Annotated in this window: 16 protein-coding genes and 1 pseudogene; 6 read left to right on the top strand and 11 right to left on the bottom strand. The window is 57.4% G+C overall.

Features of this window, described 5'->3' with window-relative positions; translation table 11 throughout:
• Window positions 1-7 precede the first annotated feature (7 nt).
• Both U5782_RS29160 and U5782_RS29155 read left to right on the top strand, forming a co-directional pair.
• The gene (locus tag U5782_RS29160) at window positions 8-514 is read left to right on the top strand and encodes a universal stress protein (protein WP_322047335.1); all 507 of its coding nucleotides are present in this window, start codon (window positions 8-10) and stop codon (window positions 512-514) included.
• 209 nt (window positions 515-723) lie between these two features.
• A pseudogene (locus U5782_RS29155) lies at window positions 724-1,420 on the top strand (IS6 family transposase).
• A 493-nt stretch (window positions 1,421-1,913) separates the two neighbouring features.
• Here U5782_RS29155 and U5782_RS29150 read toward each other — a convergent pair.
• The 4 genes from U5782_RS29150 to U5782_RS29135 all read right to left on the bottom strand — a co-directional run bounded on the left by U5782_RS29150 (window position 1,914) and on the right by U5782_RS29135 (window position 4,343).
• Window positions 1,914-2,246 (bottom strand): putative quinol monooxygenase, encoded by a 333-nt coding sequence (locus U5782_RS29150; RefSeq protein ID WP_322047334.1) that lies wholly within the window; start codon window positions 2,244-2,246, stop codon window positions 1,914-1,916.
• Between the two features lie 82 nt (window positions 2,247-2,328).
• A complete protein-coding gene (locus tag U5782_RS29145; RefSeq protein WP_322047440.1) occupies window positions 2,329-3,354 on the bottom strand; it encodes an aldo/keto reductase in 1,026 nt (341 codons plus the stop codon).
• 132 nt (window positions 3,355-3,486) lie between these two features.
• The gene (locus U5782_RS29140; RefSeq protein ID WP_322047333.1) at window positions 3,487-3,786 is read right to left on the bottom strand and encodes a superoxide dismutase; all 300 of its coding nucleotides are present in this window, start codon (window positions 3,784-3,786) and stop codon (window positions 3,487-3,489) included.
• Window positions 3,783-4,343, bottom strand: a complete 561-nt coding sequence (locus tag U5782_RS29135) for a flavodoxin family protein (RefSeq protein WP_322047332.1) — start codon at window positions 4,341-4,343, stop codon at window positions 3,783-3,785. Before U5782_RS29135 ends, U5782_RS29140 begins: the two co-directional genes overlap by 4 nt.
• A gap of 157 nt (window positions 4,344-4,500) precedes the next feature.
• Between U5782_RS29135 and U5782_RS29130 the strand changes: the two genes are divergently transcribed.
• A complete protein-coding gene (locus U5782_RS29130) occupies window positions 4,501-5,457 on the top strand; it encodes a LysR family transcriptional regulator (RefSeq protein ID WP_322047439.1) in 957 nt (318 codons plus the stop codon).
• 276 nt (window positions 5,458-5,733) lie between these two features.
• Here U5782_RS29130 and U5782_RS29125 read toward each other — a convergent pair whose 3' ends face one another.
• From U5782_RS29125 to U5782_RS29115, 3 genes are all read right to left on the bottom strand, one after another.
• Window positions 5,734-7,269 (bottom strand): Fic family protein, encoded by a 1,536-nt coding sequence (locus tag U5782_RS29125; protein ID WP_322047331.1) that lies wholly within the window; start codon window positions 7,267-7,269, stop codon window positions 5,734-5,736.
• Between the two features lie 336 nt (window positions 7,270-7,605).
• Window positions 7,606-7,764 (bottom strand): hypothetical protein, encoded by a 159-nt coding sequence (locus U5782_RS29120; protein WP_322047330.1) that lies wholly within the window; start codon window positions 7,762-7,764, stop codon window positions 7,606-7,608.
• A gap of 1,183 nt (window positions 7,765-8,947) precedes the next feature.
• Window positions 8,948-9,604, bottom strand: coding sequence for a pyridoxamine 5'-phosphate oxidase family protein (locus U5782_RS29115; protein WP_322047329.1), 657 nt, complete (start codon window positions 9,602-9,604; stop codon window positions 8,948-8,950).
• Window positions 9,605-10,313: 709 nt separating this feature from the next.
• Between U5782_RS29115 and U5782_RS29110 the strand changes: the two genes are divergently transcribed.
• On the top strand, window positions 10,314-11,777 hold the full coding sequence (locus U5782_RS29110; RefSeq protein ID WP_322047328.1) for a PLP-dependent aminotransferase family protein: 1,464 nt from the start codon (window positions 10,314-10,316) through the stop codon (window positions 11,775-11,777).
• A 1,002-nt stretch (window positions 11,778-12,779) separates the two neighbouring features.
• Here U5782_RS29110 and U5782_RS29105 read toward each other — a convergent pair.
• From U5782_RS29105 to U5782_RS29095, 3 genes are all read right to left on the bottom strand, one after another.
• Window positions 12,780-13,130 carry a hypothetical protein gene (locus tag U5782_RS29105; protein ID WP_322047327.1) on the bottom strand — a complete coding sequence of 117 codons (351 nt, stop codon included), beginning with the start codon at window positions 13,128-13,130 and terminating at the stop codon, window positions 12,780-12,782.
• An 879-nt stretch (window positions 13,131-14,009) separates the two neighbouring features.
• Complete coding sequence (locus U5782_RS29100; protein ID WP_322047326.1) at window positions 14,010-14,216, bottom strand: hypothetical protein; 207 nt, start codon at window positions 14,214-14,216, stop codon at window positions 14,010-14,012.
• Window positions 14,217-14,232: 16 nt separating this feature from the next.
• A complete protein-coding gene (locus U5782_RS29095; RefSeq protein WP_322047325.1) occupies window positions 14,233-14,553 on the bottom strand; it encodes a hypothetical protein in 321 nt (106 codons plus the stop codon).
• A 964-nt stretch (window positions 14,554-15,517) separates the two neighbouring features.
• Between U5782_RS29095 and U5782_RS29090 the strand changes: the two genes are divergently transcribed.
• Together U5782_RS29090 and U5782_RS29085 are read left to right on the top strand one after the other, a co-directional pair.
• Window positions 15,518-16,516: an H-NS family nucleoid-associated regulatory protein gene (locus U5782_RS29090; protein WP_322047324.1), complete on the top strand. Its 999-nt coding sequence runs from the start codon at window positions 15,518-15,520 to the stop codon at window positions 16,514-16,516.
• A 125-nt stretch (window positions 16,517-16,641) separates the two neighbouring features.
• Window positions 16,642-17,433, top strand: a complete 792-nt coding sequence (locus U5782_RS29085) for an H-NS family nucleoid-associated regulatory protein (protein ID WP_322047323.1) — start codon at window positions 16,642-16,644, stop codon at window positions 17,431-17,433.
• Between the two features lie 421 nt (window positions 17,434-17,854).
• Here the strand turns inward: U5782_RS29085 and U5782_RS29080 are convergent.
• A partial coding sequence (locus U5782_RS29080) for an H-NS family nucleoid-associated regulatory protein (RefSeq protein ID WP_322047438.1) occupies window positions 17,855-17,983 on the bottom strand: 129 nt, incomplete at its 5' end.

Below are 17,983 nucleotides of genomic sequence, written 5' to 3'. Positions count from 1 at the left end.
GCCGTTTATGTACTCTCGCATTCTGGTTGCAATCGACGGCAGCAAAACGGCTTCGCACGCGCTCGACATGGCGATGCGGCTCGCGCTGGATTCAGAGGCGGTGCTGATGCCACTCTATGTAATCGACCTGCCTGTGATGGCCTACGATGTACCAGGCTTCGATCCATCGATCGTGCGCGACGCCTACATCGAGGAAGGGAGACTCCTATGCGCAGACGCACAGGCAAAAATGCTAGCGGCTGGCGTGCAAGGCATAGCCCGTTCGGTTGAGGTGCATTTGGGAGCAGAGGATATCGCACATTGCATCGTCCGCGTTGCCGCAGAGTTCAATGCAGATCTCATAGTGATGGGCACACATGGGCGGCGCGGCGTCAGACGCCTTGTATTGGGTAGTGTTGCAGAAAGGGTGCTGCGCAGCGCCCGATGCCCGATCTTGCTTATGCCTTTGCACAAACATTTTCCAGACTCCGGCACGCAGGCAAAGACCAAGGACTTCTCAAAGGTTGTGAGCTAGCGGGTTTAGAACAGCAACCAGAGTATCTACTTGACGGAAAAAGTCGAAGCAACCAGGCACATGGGCCTTTGTTATCCCTCAGTCACCTAAGCAGATCTGCGCGTTCACCACCTTACTGGAGTTCAGTCGCTGGCCACCGACTTACAACGGTTCTGTTGCGGTAAGGCGTTCCGCTATGATGTGCGGAAAGACACGAAACTGAAAGCTCGATGAAGACGTTGAATCCGACGGTGGCCCGTGTGCTCCAACGCCTGCACTATCCGCTGGACGTGATCCTGACCTGTGTGCGCTGGTACGTGGCCTATCCGCTGAGCCTGCGGAACCTCGAAGACATGATGGCTGAGCGCGGTGTTGCGGTCGATCATTCGACTGTGCATCGCTGGGCCATCAAGCTGTTGCCGGTTCCGGAGAAAGCGTTTCGCCTGCGCAAGCGGCCGGTTGGCAAGAGCTGGCGCATGGACGAGACGTACATTCGCGTCAAGGGCGAATGGCGATATCTTTACCGGGCCGTCGACAAGGATGGCAACACTATCGACTTTCTGCTGCGCGCCCATCGGGACAAGGCTGCAGCCCGGCGTTACTTTGAGAAATCGATCGCCCAGCACGGGACGCCCGAGACGGTGACCATCGACAAAAGCGGCGCCAATCTCGCCGCGCTCGAATCGATCAATGCTGGTTTTGAAGCGCCCATCAAGATCCGTCAGTCGAAATATCTCAATAATCTGATCGAGCAGGACCATCGGGCGATCAAGCGACGAACGCGGCCCATGCTGGGATTCAAGACATTTCGCTGTGCCCGGATCCTTCTGGCCGGCATCGATGCACATGATCATGAAAGGACAGATGAAGTCCGCTCAAGGAGCCCATCTGTCCGTCGCTGATCAATTCTACAACCTCGCAAAATAAGCCGTACTTCGCATATCGATCGCCCGCGCCACTCGATCCTTACGGCGACAAAGCCGGCTAAAGTCCGGGGCGTTGCCCCAAAAAAATCGGCACACCGTTCAGATCATCGCAGCGGACAACTGCGTACCGACCATACCAGACGCCGCTCGGCTGTCGGCTGACAACCGTTGTTACCCGGAAAAGCCCTACGAATTCAGTTGCCATGTCAACTTGCCCTGATCGAGTCACCGAAAAATCCTGGCACGGCGATATTGAAGCCGAACTCCGCGTGGCGGCCGTCTCGACCTGCGAAAGCCAGTATCCCTTTGGGCAAGCGTGGAACCGCTGCGTTGCAACGCGGCCGGGTGGCGTTACTTTGCTGGAGGCTGCGCGAGGTCGGCCAGTATCGGTCGATCATTTCCTGGAAACGCTATCGTCCCCAGCCGTCATGTCTGCGGTGCAGGCGACTTGTGCGGGAAGCGATGCCCCACTCCTGCAACCTGCCCAGCTTTGGTTACGGCTGACCGCTCATTTTCCTGAAGATGAGCGGCATCGCCATGGTGTCCATGGCTTGCATGTCCACGAGTCGCAGTGACTTCACCATCGCCAACGTTGAGGTCTTGTATTTCTCGAAATGAGGTGACTTGATGTGCGAATCGTACGCATCGCGGCTAGCATAGATTTCCAGAATCGTTATCTGCGCCGGGTTGTCGCTTTGAACGCTAGGGAAGATGCACAGGACGCCAGGTTCGAGACGCACAGATGCCTCAGCCTCCTCATTGAGAATGTTTCGATATTCCTGAAGGTGCTGCGGAAATATCTCGATCTCCGAGATACGAACTAACATATCGGATTCCTTTGCATAGCTACTTCGGTGTGCGACCAACAACGTCAACGCGCACATCAACACAGCCCATCGTTCAAAGTGTTCAGGCACGCGGCGGGGTGATCGTCGGCGGCTGTTCCGGAAGCGGCGGCACAATCCCATCCACCGGATGCGGGACGTAGGGCGCTTCGAGCGCGGAGATTTCGTCCTGCGTCAGCGAGAAGTCGAGTGCGCCGATGGCGGTGGCTAGATGCTCGGGCTTCGTTGCCCCGACGATCGGTGCCGTGATACCCGGCTTCGACAGCAGCCACGCCAGCGCAACGTGCGCCCGCGGCACCTGGCGAACCTCGGCGATACGCGCCACGACCTCGACCACCCTCTGGTCTTGGACTTCCGCGTTCTGATACATTTTCTGCGCAAATGCATCATTCTGCGTGCGGCGGGTGGTTTCGCTCAAACCGCGCGTGAGCCTGCCACGGGCCATCGGACTCCATGGAATGACGCCGACGCCTTGATCGGCGCATAGCGGCAGCATCTCGCGTTCCTCTTCCCGATAAAGAAGGTTGTACTGCGGCTGCATGGAGATGAAACGTGTCCACCCGTTGCGCTCGGCGATGTGCTGCATCTTGGCGAAGCGCCATGCCTCCATAGATGATGCTCCGATGTAGCGCGCCTTGCCCGCCTTCACGATGTCGTGCAGCGCCTCCATCGTCTCCTCGATCGGGGTGCCGTGATCGAAGCGGTGGATCTGATAGAGGTCGACATAATCCATCCCGAGCCGACTGAGACTGTCGTCGATCGACTGCAGTAGGGCCTTGCGGGAGAGGAATCCGGTATTAGGCGAGTTGCGCCAGGGAAAGAAGGCTTTGGTGGCAACGACGATCTCTTCGCGCCGCGCCATGTCGTTGAGCGCGCGCCCCGTGATTTCTTCGGAACTCCCACCCGAATAGATGTTGGCAGTGTCGAAGAAATTGATGCCCGCTTCGAGGGCCTGCCGAAAGAACGGGCGAGACGCCTCTTCATCCAGCGACCAGGGCTGCGGCAAGCGGTCTGGCTCCCCATAGCTCATGCAGCCAAGACAAAGGCGTGACACTTTTAGACCTGTTCGGCCGAGGTTGACATATTCCATCATCCCCCCATTCATCTGCAGTGACGACACAGCGACGGACATGCGGCGCAGAGCCGACTATTAACGGTTTATCGTATTCAATCGCCCCACCCGAAACACGGGCTGACGTTGGGATCTACCCTGCTGAACCGCTCAAGCATCGCCAGACGCGAAAAGCGACTCCCATCCGACGAACGGGCCGAGCGGAATAATCTCCCAATCGATGAGGCCCACCTTGGCAAGTGGAAACTCGGCCAGTGCTTGCCTTACGGCATCGACCGAATCGCTTTCGGCAATGATGGCGACGCCAGCGCGGTCCTGCCGGAAATAAATATCGCGCACGAAGCCAGATTTATAGAGTTGCCAGCCGTGGCGCACCTCTTCCAGGAGATGAGGCTGATACTTTTCCGGGCTGGCACCCGGCAGAGGGATGTCGAGACAAAGCAATCTCATCGTCCGGCCCCTGCCGTAAATTGCGCGGTCACTTCGGCGACGCGCTGGCCCAGATAAGCAGCCGTCTCCAGGTCACTCTTAATGGGAGAGTGTTCCGGCGACTCGTCATTCGATTGCGCCATTGCGCCGAGCCAACCGCCGACACGATTTTTCTCCTGCGGCGACTTGCCCGGGAAGATGTCCAGACCGACCCAGATCATGCCGTGCTGTGCGGCAAACAAGGCCATTGTGACCAGGGAATTCAGCTTGTCGCCGTGCATGGCTCCGGAGTTCGTAAAGCCAGCGGCAACCTTGTTGCGCCATGACTGGGGAATCCACGCCGACCGCGTCGAATCCTCCATCATCTTTTTGAGCCGTGCGCTGATGGTGCCGTTGTACGTCGGCGAACCGAAGACAATGGCGTCGCTCGCAGCCAGTTGCGCCCAGGGCGCTTCGCCGTCCGCAACGGCGATCAACTGCGCTTCGGCGCCAGGCACTCGCCGCACGCCGTCTGCGACAGCTTGAGCCTGCTTTGCGGTGTGGCCGTAGCCACTGTCATAGAGGACGGAAATCAGCATTTAGCTCTCGCACATTTTCGAGGTGGGACATATTCCAGCATTGTCGCCACCCTCAATCGTTACGAGAAGTTATGACTGGGTTGAAACACCATCAACTAAAAGTTTAGAATCCACTCGTACAGCAACGAGTCGCATGACTCAATTACGAGAGGATGGCGTGGATTCTTCACAGCGCGTTCGCGCGATCATTTCGCTGGTTCAAGCCGTGGATGCAGGAAGCTTCGCGGCGGCCGGGCGACTTCTGGGTGTCACGTCAGCGGCCGTGAGCAAGAATGTGGCAGGGCTAGAAAAAGCATTGGGTGTGCGGTTGATGAATCGCACGACCCGCACGCTAAAGCTCACCGAAGAAGGCGAGGCATTTCTTCGGCAAGCGCGCGTCGCCCTTGAGGCACTTGATGCTGCGGTTGATACGGTTGCCGCACAGCGCGCGATGCCTGCCGGGCGGGTCCGCATTTCGACAAGTTCAGCCTTCGGCAACAACCATGTGCTGCCGGCGCTACCCGCACTGCTGGCGTGCTATCCCAGCCTGTCGGTCGAAGTCGATTTTGACGATCGCGTCGTCGATATTGTCCGGGACGGCTATGACATTGCAGTCAGGGGCGGCAACATACCTGACTCTGCCCTTGTGACGCGTTCAGTTTGTCGCCTGAATACGGTGCTGGTCGCATCTCCCGAGTACCTGGTGAGCCACGGCGCGCCGCAAACGCCTGAAGCTTTGCACGCGCATCGGCTCATCGCACGACGATTCCTGAGCGGTCAGGTTGCCCCCTGGAGCTTCAAGGCGGAGGACGGAAGCATCACGACACTGGACCCTGCGAGCGGAGCCATGATGACACTATCTGCACCAGAATCGCTTGTTCAAGCGGCATGCGATAGCGTGGGGATTGCTGAGGTCGGGGTGCATCTTGCGTGGGATCGTCTGCGATCCGGCGCGTTGAAGATCGTTCTCCATCAGTCCCATCAGCCTGGAACCTACGAGATGGTGATGCAGTACCCCCATCGGGCACTCGTGGCGCCACGTGTGCAGGTTACGGTGAAACATCTGCTGGAGGCGCTCGCTGCAGATACCAAACTGCATGTGCCAATGGATGCCCTGGATGCCTACTGCGCATAGCGGTTAGGTGCAAATACGCAAACGTCAGCAGGTTCGTTCTGACTTACCGCGCGACTCGCGACTCTCAGATAGCCGCAGCCTTCGGCGAGACTGCGCTACGCGTACTCGAACGCAGGCAGGCTTGAGACAGGGGCAGTTCGTTCACCTCGAAATCGCTGCCGCCTCGCGAAATTCTGTCGCTTTGCTCGAAATCTTTTCAATCCGCCTCGCGATCGGCGCCTCATTCTCGAAAAACCATCGCGGTCAGAGGCATGGCCTGGTAAGCCGTCCCCCGGGCTAGGAAAACTCGCCGTCACTCCCCGTGGACTCCGATGTCGGATTGAATGCCTCACGGACCACCTCTTCGATACGCGCAATGACTTCATCGGGTAGATGCGGGTACGACTTGCGTTTGTTCGACGACAGCTTTCCGTTATTCGAGTGCACCATGCGGATGAGTGCCGACAGATCCGGGCGGGGAAGATTGAGTTCGCCGTTCAGTTGCTCAAACGCGGAGTCAAATCCGCTCAGCCAGTGCAACTCGCGTGGCAACTCCGTCCGCACGGCCTCGATGAGCATGCGGTGCAGGAATCGGACTTCTGCTGTCGCGTCGAAGAACCGGTACGGCCGCCCGCCCGGTGACGAAATGATGTGCGGCGCGTCCTCGCCGGGCGAGTATCGCCACAGCCTCGTGGTCGGGCGGGAGAAACCGTTCAGCGCATCAAGGTACGCGTCTTCATGGCGCTTGAAGACGGCTGAAACAGGCACGATGGCCCCGCCCTTCAATCGCCTGGCACCGTTGATCACATGGTGGATCAGAAAGCGGTGGATACGCCCATTACCATCCAGAAAGGGATGCAGATAGACAAATCCAAAGGCTGCACAGGCACACCGCACAAGCGCGTTCGCGCACCGGTATCCGCCAGCGTCGGGCTGCTCGTTGATGAAGGCCCCCCATCCTTGCATGGCGCGCGGGAGGTCATCGGGCGGTGGCGGGAAAAACGTGACGCGTCCCGTTCCATCCTCGAGCCAGTTCTGTTTCGTCCGGTACGACGCTTCCTGGGCGTAGGCATCCCTGACGATCACGTTCTGCAGGTCGATGAGCCAGTCCTCGGTAATTCGCTCTTCCTCGCCGGCCCGGGCGAGAAGCTGGACAAAGCGCTCGCCCTTGTTGCCGCTGGGCGTTTCGCGTTCAATGCTGTAACTGCTGCGGGTCTCGGAAAGAAACAGGTAGCGGACCGCGCGCTCATAGAGGGTTGCATCGGTGACCCGCTCCAGCGTCAGGCTCGCCTCATCCAGCAGCTCGTCCAGCGACGGTCCATCCGCCAGCGCATCGCGTCGCACGAGCGGGCAGAAATCGCGGCTCCCAGGCAGGTTGTCCCGAACCCGGAACTTGGGGTGCCGGACTGCGTGCGCGGCATCCGCCGTGAAGTAATCCGCCTCCGGCAGCGCATCGACATAAGCGCCCGAAGGACCACCTTCAACGGACAGACTACCGCCGGTCAGCCACTCCCAGAAGAAGCACGCCCTTCGTACGAACGCGCTGTTCGGTGACTCGGACCACCGGCGTAGAAACTCAGTCTCAGGCAGATGCTCGAACACCGCCTCAAGCACCTCAAGATTCACCCCCTCATTGCGAAGTGCGAATTCGACGTGACCGATAAGCGTTTGCTCGACCGCGGTCTTGCGCGGATACCAGAATCCATTGTGGCCGCGCACCTTCTGGTTCACGGAACGGTTGAGCCAGGCGGGGTGCTCGAGTGGCCGAACCCGCGTTTCCAGATTCAGGCGCTCGATAAGGTGCTGGTAGCCAACAGGTTCTAGATCAGCCATGCGACTCGAAAAACGTTCAGAAGTCTCGAAATATTATCGCAAACGCGTCCTGAAACGGAAAATAATCGGAAAATTGTCGCTCCTCAATCTAGGAATCTGGACGTGGCCGAAAGACTGGGGGTAGCCGAATGTTCGCCACGCCGGTGCAGCTCACGGCAGCAGCATCAGAAAGTCAGGTGACTTCGGATGAAAGCATCTTGGACGCTGGTATGAAGTTGCGCGTTACGACAGACAGGCGAGACTTGTCCGACTGCGCTTTGGCGTGGACGCGCGATTCGAGCAAAGCCTGCGAGAAAAGCGGCATCATCAGATTGGCGCACTCTTCCATGAGCGCCTTCAATACAGCGTGATATGTCTGACCGCGGGGCTAGTAAGAACGAAATCAGCGCCCTTGCCGTCCTCTTCGACGCTCCAGCCGTTGCCTTCGAACAGCGAGTACACGGAATGTCGCGCGAGACGATCGGCGGCGCCGGTCGAGAAGTGGGACTCACTCATGATTCACCTGGCCGCGTTATTTCAGATGGCCATGTGAAATCACTTGGCCACGTTAGATCACTTGGCCCGGTAACTCCCACATCTCTGTAGACACAATAACGGCGACACCCCACTACAAACCAGCACGCCGGAGAAGGACAACACGTCGGTTCTATATTGGGGCTCGATTACGTTTGACCCGCTAATGCGAACTGGCTTCCCCTGTTACAACAGCTTTGCCGCTTGCAGACACGCGCAAGTCGTATGGTCGTCACAGACCACCCAGGATGAATGTGTGCTCGCGCCATGGGCGACAGGAACGCGCTGGCGGAATTTCCACAGATCAAGCGACACGAAGTTCGGTATCCTCGCCCTCATCGCTGACTGCTATCTTGCAACCAGCCCTCAATTTCCGGATACTGTATATCCATACAGTTTTTTCTCATGCGGGCTGGAAAATGGAGCCAGAGTGGGAATACAAGTGGGCGGTTTGGGATGAGTCCAAGCTTTGCTTTGTGCCAACCCCGATCTGGCTGACAGACACGGAAGCACGAGGCGATTGGTACGCATATGAGATGTGCGTATACAGGCTCGAACACACGCGCCGTGACCGCAATCGCGGCTCCGGACCATTCATTGACCCGCCAGTGCCCGACCTGCCTTGGCGACGTGAACGCCGGCTGCGAGCAGAGCGCGCGCGATACGGACTTCCGCCGTTCTTCACACCGACGGATGCTGAGCTTAGGAAATTGTGGACTGAGCGACCTGAGGGCCTCGTTAAGACCTTGGCACTCGAGGTCCAGTGCGGGCGATACGCAATATCTGAAATCGAAGCAATCGCGGCGGAGGGCTACTGGCACATTCAGAAGGAAGGCGCGACGGTCTCGCAGGCACGGCAGACCTTGGGGTGTCTACGGCGACGGCTAATACAGGAGTTGCAACGCATCGGCCCGATCATATGGCAGCGGCGGAGATAGCCGGTTGCGCAGCTCTCCGGCGCTCACTCGCCAACCCACGTTGAGTACGGTTACGGAAAAGATACAAATGGCCGCCTTGGTACGCATCGACCACCACCGGGAGTCTGCCGCAGAAGGCATGCTTCAATTGAATGAGTCCTTGGCGGAGTTCGTGGAAGCCGCATTGCAAGAGAGCTTCGCACGCCGTTGCATGCAAGCTCTCCGCCGCACACCGTACGCCGCAAGACTCAATCGGCCCAATTTTTGACATAGTCCGGCGTCGGCACGTTCTCGCTGCCGTCGGAATGAATGGGTGTACCTCTGGCTGTCTTCAACGGCAAAATTCCCGCCCAAACAGCAAGTTCGAGATCTTCTTCCTTATCGGATGGATGAGAGTCACTGACTTTTACCGCCGCTTCCGCAAGCGAAACCCGCAGCACGCTAGTCGCGTTGATTTCCCTGGAGTTGCCGGGGCGCGCTTCATGCCTGCGCCCCGCAGCAATCTTGTCCATGAATACATCGAGGGCCGCGAGCTTTTCCGCGCTGCTCACCACTGTTTCGAACTGCCCGTAAATCACCGTAGAACGATAATTCATAGAGTGGCTGAATGCCGACCTGGCCAACACCAACCCGTCTAGCAGCGTAATGGCCACGGAGGCCTGTACACCTGCGGACAATGCCTTGATCAGGCGACTGCCATTGGATCCGTGGATGTAAAGGTAGTCACCATCTCTCCAGTGCGCCGTCGGGATGCAATGCGTGTCATGGTTGGTGCCGAACGCGATATGGCAGACATAGGCTTCATCTACGATGCAGTAGAGCGTGGCGCGATCGTGGCTGGCTAGCTCGGGCAAGCGCCGGATGGTCGTGCGTTCCGAGATCGTTAGGATGGTTCGTTCATTCATGCTGCGTTATGCCTCTCAATTTAAATAGAGGTATCTTTCGGCGATGCCGTGCGTTAAACGCTGACCAATTCGTCTACGTAGAATTGGACAAACTCACTCCAAGAAATCCGCCCGGCTCAATCGATGCTTGTGCGCCTGGCTGAAGATATTCTTAAAAATGTGACAATCAATTTTATGAAACCACGAAACTGCGAAATGATATTTTCAAATACATAGCTGCGCCCTTACACAGGATTTTCAAAAAAACCTGCGCACCGTATTTTCGAGGTTGTCAATTCACCCTGGGCTGTATTGTCTAATCTCGCTTGCCCGATCACTGCCAGAAAGATTGCTTTAGCAAGCGCTCCCTCGCCGAAACTGCAGGGCAACAAAGAGATCATATAGAATGTAGATTGCCGTAGCTTCGATTAAGCAATAGGTTGGAGGCGTCTAGCGAAACGAAGCAAAATCAATGAAAAACATTACAGAGTCTTAACTATTATCACAATAAAAATAACATTCTCGGACGTGCCAGTGCCATGTCCATAGACAATCCACGCTGCATTTCGCTACCTGCCGCCTCAAGAAAGAGCATCCCATTTGACATCTAATAAATTTGATTTCTCTTCGCAGCTTTCTGTTGACGATCACATAAAGTCGAGCCGGAATAATAGCGCGCCGACTGGCACCTAAAAAGAACCAGACCATCAATCAAATTTAGAACCACGTTATGGATCTCGCGTTATTACTTTCAGAGTTTGAAGTGCAGAGACAGTTGAGCAAGCAAAGTCAACAGGAGGCGCTTTATAAATCTTTGCGTGACTTGCTATTGGGGGGACAAATTCCTTTAGGTACACGGCTCACGTCGACCCGCGCGCTTGCTGACGAACTTGGTATCGCAAGAAATTCCGCCGTCTATGCCTACGAGAGACTTTCTGCGGAAGGCTTTGTCGAGGCGACACGTACCGGCACCACCACCCTTTGGGACGGGAGCGCCGGCGGACGAAGCGACAATCAACAAATCATCCCAGCGGTCCGACTGGCTGAGCGTGTGGCCGGCCTGGAAAGTGAACATCCAGAGCCTGAACGCATGCTGCCATTCGTGCCAGGCTTGCCGTCACTCGAAGAATTTCCGCTTCTTCAATGGCGGCGGTGCGTCGAGCGCGCATGGAGGCGAATCAAACCTGCGCATCTCGCATACGGACCGGCAGAAGGCTCACTGGAACTGCGCAAAGCAGTTACAGCTTACATACGTATTTCGCGGGGAGTTCGATGCGATCTCGAGCAAGTATTCATCACCGATGGTACGCAGAGCAGCCTCGAGCTGTGCGCCCGCATGCTGGCAAACCCCGGCGATCGTGGTTGGCTGGAAAACCCCTCCTACAACGGCGCGAGAACGGCGTTTCGATCGACAGGACTAAACGTCGTGCCAATTGAGGTCGATCAAGAAGGTCTTGCTCCCAGTGATGAGCATTGGCGTCACGCTACGCCAAAGCTCATCTACGTTACGCCCTCACATCAGTACCCGCTGGGCTGCGTGATGAGTACGCGACGTCGAAACGAAATCGCTGAACGAGCGCTGGCATGCGGCGCCTGGATTATCGAAGATGACTACGATAGCGAGTTTCGACACGGAGGCCAGCCGCTCCCTGCGATTCAGGGGCTTTTCCCGGGCGCACCGGTCATATATCTCGGCACATTCAGCAAAACAATGTTCCCGGCCTTGCGACTGGGATTCATGGTCGTGCCAACGATGTTGGTCGACAGATTTACGCGTACGCTGCGGCAACTGGTTCATCGCGGCCACACCGCCGAACAACTAGCGATGGCCGACTTCATTGACAGTGGTCTCTTTGCGCGCCATTTGCGACGCATGCGATCGCTATATTCCAGGCGCCGCGAATCGCTTAAAGCCGCACTAGCTCGCGATCTTGGCGCTTGCCTTGCCGTGCGCGACAGTCCCGGCGGTATGCATCTATCCGCTGAGATTTTGTCGGGACAACGAGACGTTGAGGTGGCGAGTGTCGCGGCAGAGCACGGCTTGTTGCTCCAGCCCTTGAGTACTTATCGTGTTGGTAGTGGGAAGATGTACAACGGCTTTGTGCTGGGGTATTCAGGGTTGAATGAAGATCGAATCAACTCTGCAACGAAAGTCTTTGCCTCGGCAATGAAGGAAGTAGGAGCTATAAGTTGAATATTGATGATGCCGGCCTTGCCAAGTCATTCTGAAACTGAGGAGCTAAGCTAAGGTGGCGCCACAGGCGGAGGGCTTGACATGCTGGAATAGAGTTCGTTTATTGTCGATGGAGATCGAACTCGCCACGATCGAGTGGTACCCGAACGACCCACGAAGCAACGTCGAGGCACTAATGGCACCGCACTAAAGTATCGAACGTTATCCGTGGCTGCCTCGAGCACTTCCCAGCAAAACGACCGGTGCGCGTTGGAAGCAGCCATAGCGACGGCGCAAACCCCAAAGGCAACAACGTGGTCAAAAGGCGCCTGACGACTCGCCCGTGATCAATGAAATGGCGCACCCGAGAGGGGAATATTGGCGTGCGGCGTGTGCTACTCGCGCCGCACATGACAACTAGCGCTGCCGTGTGGTCACGGGAACGACCAAAGTCAGCTCCACGGAATGTTTGCCCTAGGGCTCTATGCGAGCAAGAGCATCGACGATTGGCCACTTACCCACTGACTGACCATCGAAGATCGTAAGCAGCATATTCACCGAGGGGCATCTGGATCCAATCGAGCCGAGTCAAAGCGTATGCAAAATCAGTAGATTTCATTGGATCGCAGAAAATGTCTCATTTTATGCCGATTGAGTGGGACATATTGTCAAAACCACCGTACGTGTGAGAGCACCCGCCGTAGCAACGCTGCCTGATCCGGTTTGGTCCGGTTTCGCCGCGCCTCGCGGGAAAGAAATGCACTGCACGACCACTTTGGCGCGTCGACAATCACGATAAGTCGCGGCCGGCCGTTTTTGGGCTGCCTCCACAAACGTCTGGAAAGCCCGCGGGGGGACGACTCGCTCCTCCCTGGCAAGAAACCATCAAGCGTGCCGCTGGACACGTTGCGTCGTCCCGGAGCACCAGCGGTAGTCGCCGCTCGCCTGCGAAGGCGCTGGCAATGTCAATGTGTGACCTGACGCGTTAAGACGTGGCCCAAAGCGAATGCCTCGCCACTGACGTCAGACCTCCTGCCTGCTATCCGACATCTGGTAGACCCGCGCTTGCAACACGGCAAGCTGGGGAGGATCTTGAGCAATGCCCCAGGCACTCAACAGGCCGTCAAAGGTAGCCGTAGCTGTTGAAGACCGTGGCTCTGGCAATGGTACGCCAGTCGATCGATAACGCGCCGAGCCTCGCGCAACGGTCGTGCCGTTTAAACGTGAGATTGCACCATTGCGTATCGCATACTGAATGACATCAGACGCCGTGCGTGAACCCATCAAACCCGCAGCCGTTATCTCGCTGACCGACGCACTTTCGCGTTGCGCCAGCCAGTCCAGCAAAGTGAGCGCATTTGCATAGACCTTCATTCCCAACTTCTCCCCTCTAGCCTGGTTATGTCTTTTCGATGGCCCTGTTTCCGGCGAAGATTGAAGGCGCTTTGCGCGCTTCCTTCAAGACCTCCGCGTCCCCACAACCGCTTGACAAGGTAGTTGTCGGCCTCGTCCGCGAGACCTTTAATCGTCCACAAGGGAGTTTGTGCTGCGGTCAGATTTACTTTTTTGTCCGGGCGCGGGCAATCACTTCGTCCGCGATTGACCTGGGTGTATCGAACGTTACGCCACCGTCCCATTCAAGCTTGACTGGTGCTCCGCAGAAGGCACAGATCGAAGCCTCGCCGTCGTGCGAATCTCCCTCAAGACACTGGTCGCCTCGGTGGCCGCATTCGGCACACTTGTAAACGTATAGGATTTTTCCAGACCGTGTCATCCTGCCCTCTCCTGTTCGCCCGGCTTGATGCAGAGGGCGCGTCGCGCCTTCAGCAAATCCGCTCCGCTCCGGATGCCGTAAAGCGTCACCGCGTCGACGAGCTTACATGACTCGGATAGTCCACGGCATTGAACCGCAGGTTCGGCGCGTGACAGCACTTTCTCTTCAGCAGACATCGGGCCGTAAACATGATTTACTGGCACCGCCTGGTGCGCCTGCGTCAAGGCGCGCTCCGCTTCGCCGCGCCTCGTCTGCCCTCGCGCCATTTGAAGGCCCACCTCACTCCAACGATCGCATCAGCAGCGGCGTGATGCCCTGCGACATGCTCCGCGCCGACAGCCGAGCGCTTGAAGCGATCTCCCGCCAGCGCCTGACCGACTGATTGCAGACCCCAGCTACAACGGATCCCGCTCGTCTACTTGATATTCCTGCCAGGATCTCTACCTTGACCGCTGACACAGCGTAGAGCCCTTCAAGCCTTATTCAAGCTCGATTACCCCGGACTTCCACAGCTCCTGGCGACCCAGCTTCGTTCGCTCCGTGGCGTCCGCGATTTCAAGCAATCCGTTCGCCAGCTTCCGCAGCTCTTCCGGAGAGATTTCCTGCCCATTCCCCAATGGCGAATCAAGAATCGCGCGTAATGCGCCGTCGCGCGCCCTGAATATCCGGTACTCGAATCTCTTCATGTCGGGTTTCTCGCGATCAGTGCAGCTTGCTACCGTGTCGTCGCAGCGCAGTCGCAAGCAAGGGATTGTCGTCCGCCTCCTCACCAACATCATCAGACGGAGACGTCGTGACAATGACCCGGACATCGACCTCGAACGCCTCAATCAATTGCTGGCGGGCAATCGAGACATAGTCTTCACCCGGAGACTTCTGCGCGCTCGCGGCAGTCTGGGCTGTGGCCCTGGCGGCCAGGCCAAATGCCGCCACCGCCTCGTTCCACGTGAGACCTAGTTCCATGATTGTTTGTACGAGCTTCCCCGCCACCGAACCGATTTTTTCTCCGGCTTCGTCATCCATACGCTGTATTCCGCACTGTCTGGCTCTTGAAGAGCATTCCCATTACGGCGAGGCGAATCCGTCTCGCCGCGACATTCTGGCGGCCGACCACACATGTCTTGTCGACCAGAGCGCAGTGTCGAGCGCTATCAGACGTCGTTCCGCCAGCCACCCAGTCCAGATCATACAAACCGCGACAGGCACGATGCAATGCTCTTCTGGCGACATGCCTTTGCGACATTTTGTCGACCACCTCGGATGACGCCGGATGTGCAAAACCAACCCCTACACAGGCCGAAGCTGCAGAGACCAACCAGCAGAAAACCGGCGTTGCGATAATCCTGGGCGGCGCAATGCCCTGTCCGGAACTTGTACACATTTTTCGGACAGGTCACATTGAGTGACGGTTCCCACAATAAAGGGGGTAGATAATCAAGATCTCCTCCCCTGTGTGCATATGCCGCCGTCAGGCGTCTTCATGGACGTTAGATAGATGACCGTTAGATGCATATTTTGATGGTGACTGCCTTCGGTTCCACTGGCTGCGCACGGTGGTGACTCAACGACTGAACGCACAATCCAGGGCCACGTAGTCACGCCTCCGATGTCGCCGCGACCACCTCAGCGCGCACGCGACAGCGCGTAATAGCCGGAACGCTCTCGTTGCTCACTCATAAATCGACCCACGTCACCTGCTATCCGCACGTCCGCTAATGGAACGCACGCATCGCAGCACCGGGGCGATCGAGATACGACGCCTGGTTCAGCCTGCACGTTGTTCGGCACGCATTGAACGAAAGACAGGACCAGTAATGCGTGAAGACTGAGACCCAGGCAAACAATCTGGTCGAGGCGTTAGCGTGATTTTCCAATCGACCCGCAGTCGTCAGGCAATAAGTGGAAGGTCAGATCTTCAAAACCAGCCGCCATGGATAGATAGCTTTGCCAGGCGTTTCACGACAATTCCAGCGCGACTGGAAACAGTTTGAAATCCATCTGTGGCTCTTTTTCGCTGCACGAACAACTCACTTTCAACAATTCAAATGCGCGATATGGCATAGTTCGTCAAACCAACTTCAGGGAAACAAAAACAATGGCAACGCTCGATTCGATTCAGGCAAAAATTGCAAAGCTCCAGGCTCAGGCAGAAGCAATCGTCGTCAATAAATCGACGGTGATCCTGAACAAGATCCGCGATCTGATGACGAAGCATGGCATCAGCGTTGCCGACATTGATGCGCACGTCGGCAAGCGTCGTGGTGGCAAGGTCGCGAATGCAGTCAGCACTGCGTCGGTTGCGAAATACCGTGATCCGAAGAGTGGTGCAACGTGGTCGGGCCACGGTCGTGCGCCGCAGTGGATTGCCAGCGCAAAGGACCGAAGCAAGTTCCTCATTGACGACGCTTCCCCAGCCTCTGCCCCCGTTAACGCAGATGCGAAACGAGCTGGAAACTACAAGCGAGGCCCCCAGCCGGCGCTCTATCGCGACCCGAAGTCTGGCGCAACGTGGAGCGGCCGCGGTCGTGCCCCGGCCTGGATCGCAAACGCGAAAGACCGCACGCGCTTCCTGATCGCAGACGCTGATAGCAAAGCTGTAGAGACCTCTTCCGCAACGAAGCCTGCGACCGCGAAGAAGGGTGCAGCCACCAAGAAATCGGCACCTGCCAAAAAGGCAACTGCGGCGAAGAAGGCAGCTACTGCTAAAAAAGCCAGCGTTGCGAAAACTGTCGCTCCTGCCAAAAAGGCAACCTCCGCCAAAAAGACTGCATCGGTTAAGGCCGTGAGCGCAGCAAAAGACGCAGCTCCGGTCAAGAAAGTGACCACCGCGAAGAAAGTAGCCACGGTGAAGAAAGCTGCTCCCGCCCGCAAGGCGTCGGCGAAAAAAGCCGCTACTGCGAACGTTCCCGTGCAGGATACGGCAATCGCATCTGCCGCTCCCGAGACAGCCACGCAGGCAGCTGATCTGACGACGGCAACTGCATAAGGCGTCCTTCGCCACGCGGATACGGGGCGCCACTGGTGCCCGCCATTGCTACAGGTTTCAGAACATGAACAGACTTAAGCCTGTCTGCTACTTTTGAATCTGTCCACGCGTAGCCGCAGATATTGATGCACAGAGTGCTACCGATGCGCCCTGTGCTTCCAGGCCGCCGAGTCCCAACAGGATCGGCGGCTTTTCTTTGGTACATGGTTAGGAGCATCGTATCGATGCTCAACTATCGAACCAGATTGAATCGCCACCCAAACGATATATCGCTTCATTGGCCACTGGACGTTCGTACTGCCTTTACGCGCGCCGAGGCAACGATCGACGGCTCACTTAGTCGCCTGACTTTGAGTACCGGACATCTGCACCCTGTAATAACGAGTTCCGGGAGTTGCGAAGGGCACACAGATGACCTGAACCTTGCAAGCGGGAAGCACAAGTACATACCTGCTCCCAAGAATCGTCTGGCTAGTCCTGACAGCGAGAACTCTCGCGTGCTCTGTGATATCCTGGTGGAACACGACTTGCACAGGTTCAAATTGAAGGCCACGGAGCGAGTGGAGACAACCGGGATGGATGAAAGAAAGCGAGATAGCATCGTCGCCTACCTGCAGCGCAGGATGGCTGAATTCGATATCACACCAGAAGCCATTGCAGCATCAATCGCCAACGATCAGCGTCGACGAGATGCCGTGAGGTATCGCGACGCCTCTGGGAATAGCTGGGATGGCCTAGGCGTGGCCCCTCAATGGGTGGTAAGTGCGACCAGCGCTGGACAATCGGTCGAGCACTTCGCAGTGCCCAGAGCTGGGGAACTCCCGGCAACCAAGCGTGCTGGCGTAGACTGGCGCGACGATCCATTTGCGGGTAGTCGTCTCTCGACGGTCAGGCCAGCACATCATCAGGTTCCCTGAACGAGCAGATAACGTCCTATCGGATCTCGCCCCCACTTTGCGCAGATGTCTGCCCGATCGCGACGCAACCGCTTTCCAGCGGAGCGGATCTGCAAACACTGTCGACGAAGTCCGAGCTGGAATCTGAGGTAAGTCCGTCAGCTCCACAACCCTCCCTGACAGACTTAGCCATCGCGAAGGTTCTTCGGCTCGGCCTGCCCATGGCTCCCCTGCATAGATCAGGCTCTTCACGGATTTCCCGGCAGACCATTTGCGGAGACCGTAGTCGCCCACAACCTGCCGTCCCGGTAGCGGACGCACCTGTCGTAGGAACGACTGCATTTCCGCTAACCACGATTGGGCGCGTGAAGGAACGAATAGCTGGGATGGGGCGCACTGCGGCGCTCGAAGTCGCCCGTTCGCGCAAGCCCGCGTCGGCCCGTCAGGACGGGATAAGAAACCGGTCCCGGTTCTTCGCACCTTTGATCCAGTCAGGCGCCCGTCCCCGGCCCGACCAGGTGGCGCCGGATTTCGGATCCTGGTATTTCGCGGGTGAAGCCCCTGCAGTGCC

The sequence above is a fragment of the Paraburkholderia sp. J67 genome (assembly GCF_905220265.1).
In the GTDB taxonomy this organism is placed as follows: domain Bacteria; phylum Pseudomonadota; class Gammaproteobacteria; order Burkholderiales; family Burkholderiaceae; genus Paraburkholderia.
The sequence above is the reverse complement of the archived record's forward strand: the minus strand, read 5'-3'. Positions and strand labels throughout refer to the sequence as shown.

Excerpts from the sequence above, each read along its gene's own strand:
- U5782_RS29105 (WP_322047327.1), bottom strand. The coding sequence starts at position 13,130 with ATGAAGGTCTATGCAAATGCGCTCACTTTGCTGGACTGGCTGGCGCAA.
- U5782_RS29145 (WP_322047440.1), bottom strand. The coding sequence starts at position 3,354 with ATGGAATATGTCAACCTCGGCCGAACAGGTCTAAAAGTGTCACGCCTT.
- U5782_RS29115 (WP_322047329.1), bottom strand. The coding sequence starts at position 9,604 with ATGAATGAACGAACCATCCTAACGATCTCGGAACGCACGACCATCCGG.
- U5782_RS29120 (WP_322047330.1), bottom strand. The coding sequence starts at position 7,764 with ATGAGTGAGTCCCACTTCTCGACCGGCGCCGCCGATCGTCTCGCGCGA.
- U5782_RS29110 (WP_322047328.1), top strand. The coding sequence starts at position 10,314 with ATGGATCTCGCGTTATTACTTTCAGAGTTTGAAGTGCAGAGACAGTTG.
- U5782_RS29100 (WP_322047326.1), bottom strand. The coding sequence starts at position 14,216 with ATGAAGAGATTCGAGTACCGGATATTCAGGGCGCGCGACGGCGCATTA.
- U5782_RS29095 (WP_322047325.1), bottom strand. The coding sequence starts at position 14,553 with ATGGATGACGAAGCCGGAGAAAAAATCGGTTCGGTGGCGGGGAAGCTC.
- U5782_RS29140 (WP_322047333.1), bottom strand. The coding sequence starts at position 3,786 with ATGAGATTGCTTTGTCTCGACATCCCTCTGCCGGGTGCCAGCCCGGAA.
- U5782_RS29125 (WP_322047331.1), bottom strand. The coding sequence starts at position 7,269 with ATGGCTGATCTAGAACCTGTTGGCTACCAGCACCTTATCGAGCGCCTG.
- U5782_RS29085 (WP_322047323.1), top strand. The coding sequence starts at position 16,642 with ATGCACAGAGTGCTACCGATGCGCCCTGTGCTTCCAGGCCGCCGAGTC.
- U5782_RS29160 (WP_322047335.1), top strand. The coding sequence starts at position 8 with ATGTACTCTCGCATTCTGGTTGCAATCGACGGCAGCAAAACGGCTTCG.
- U5782_RS29150 (WP_322047334.1), bottom strand. The coding sequence starts at position 2,246 with ATGTTAGTTCGTATCTCGGAGATCGAGATATTTCCGCAGCACCTTCAG.
- U5782_RS29135 (WP_322047332.1), bottom strand. The coding sequence starts at position 4,343 with ATGCTGATTTCCGTCCTCTATGACAGTGGCTACGGCCACACCGCAAAG.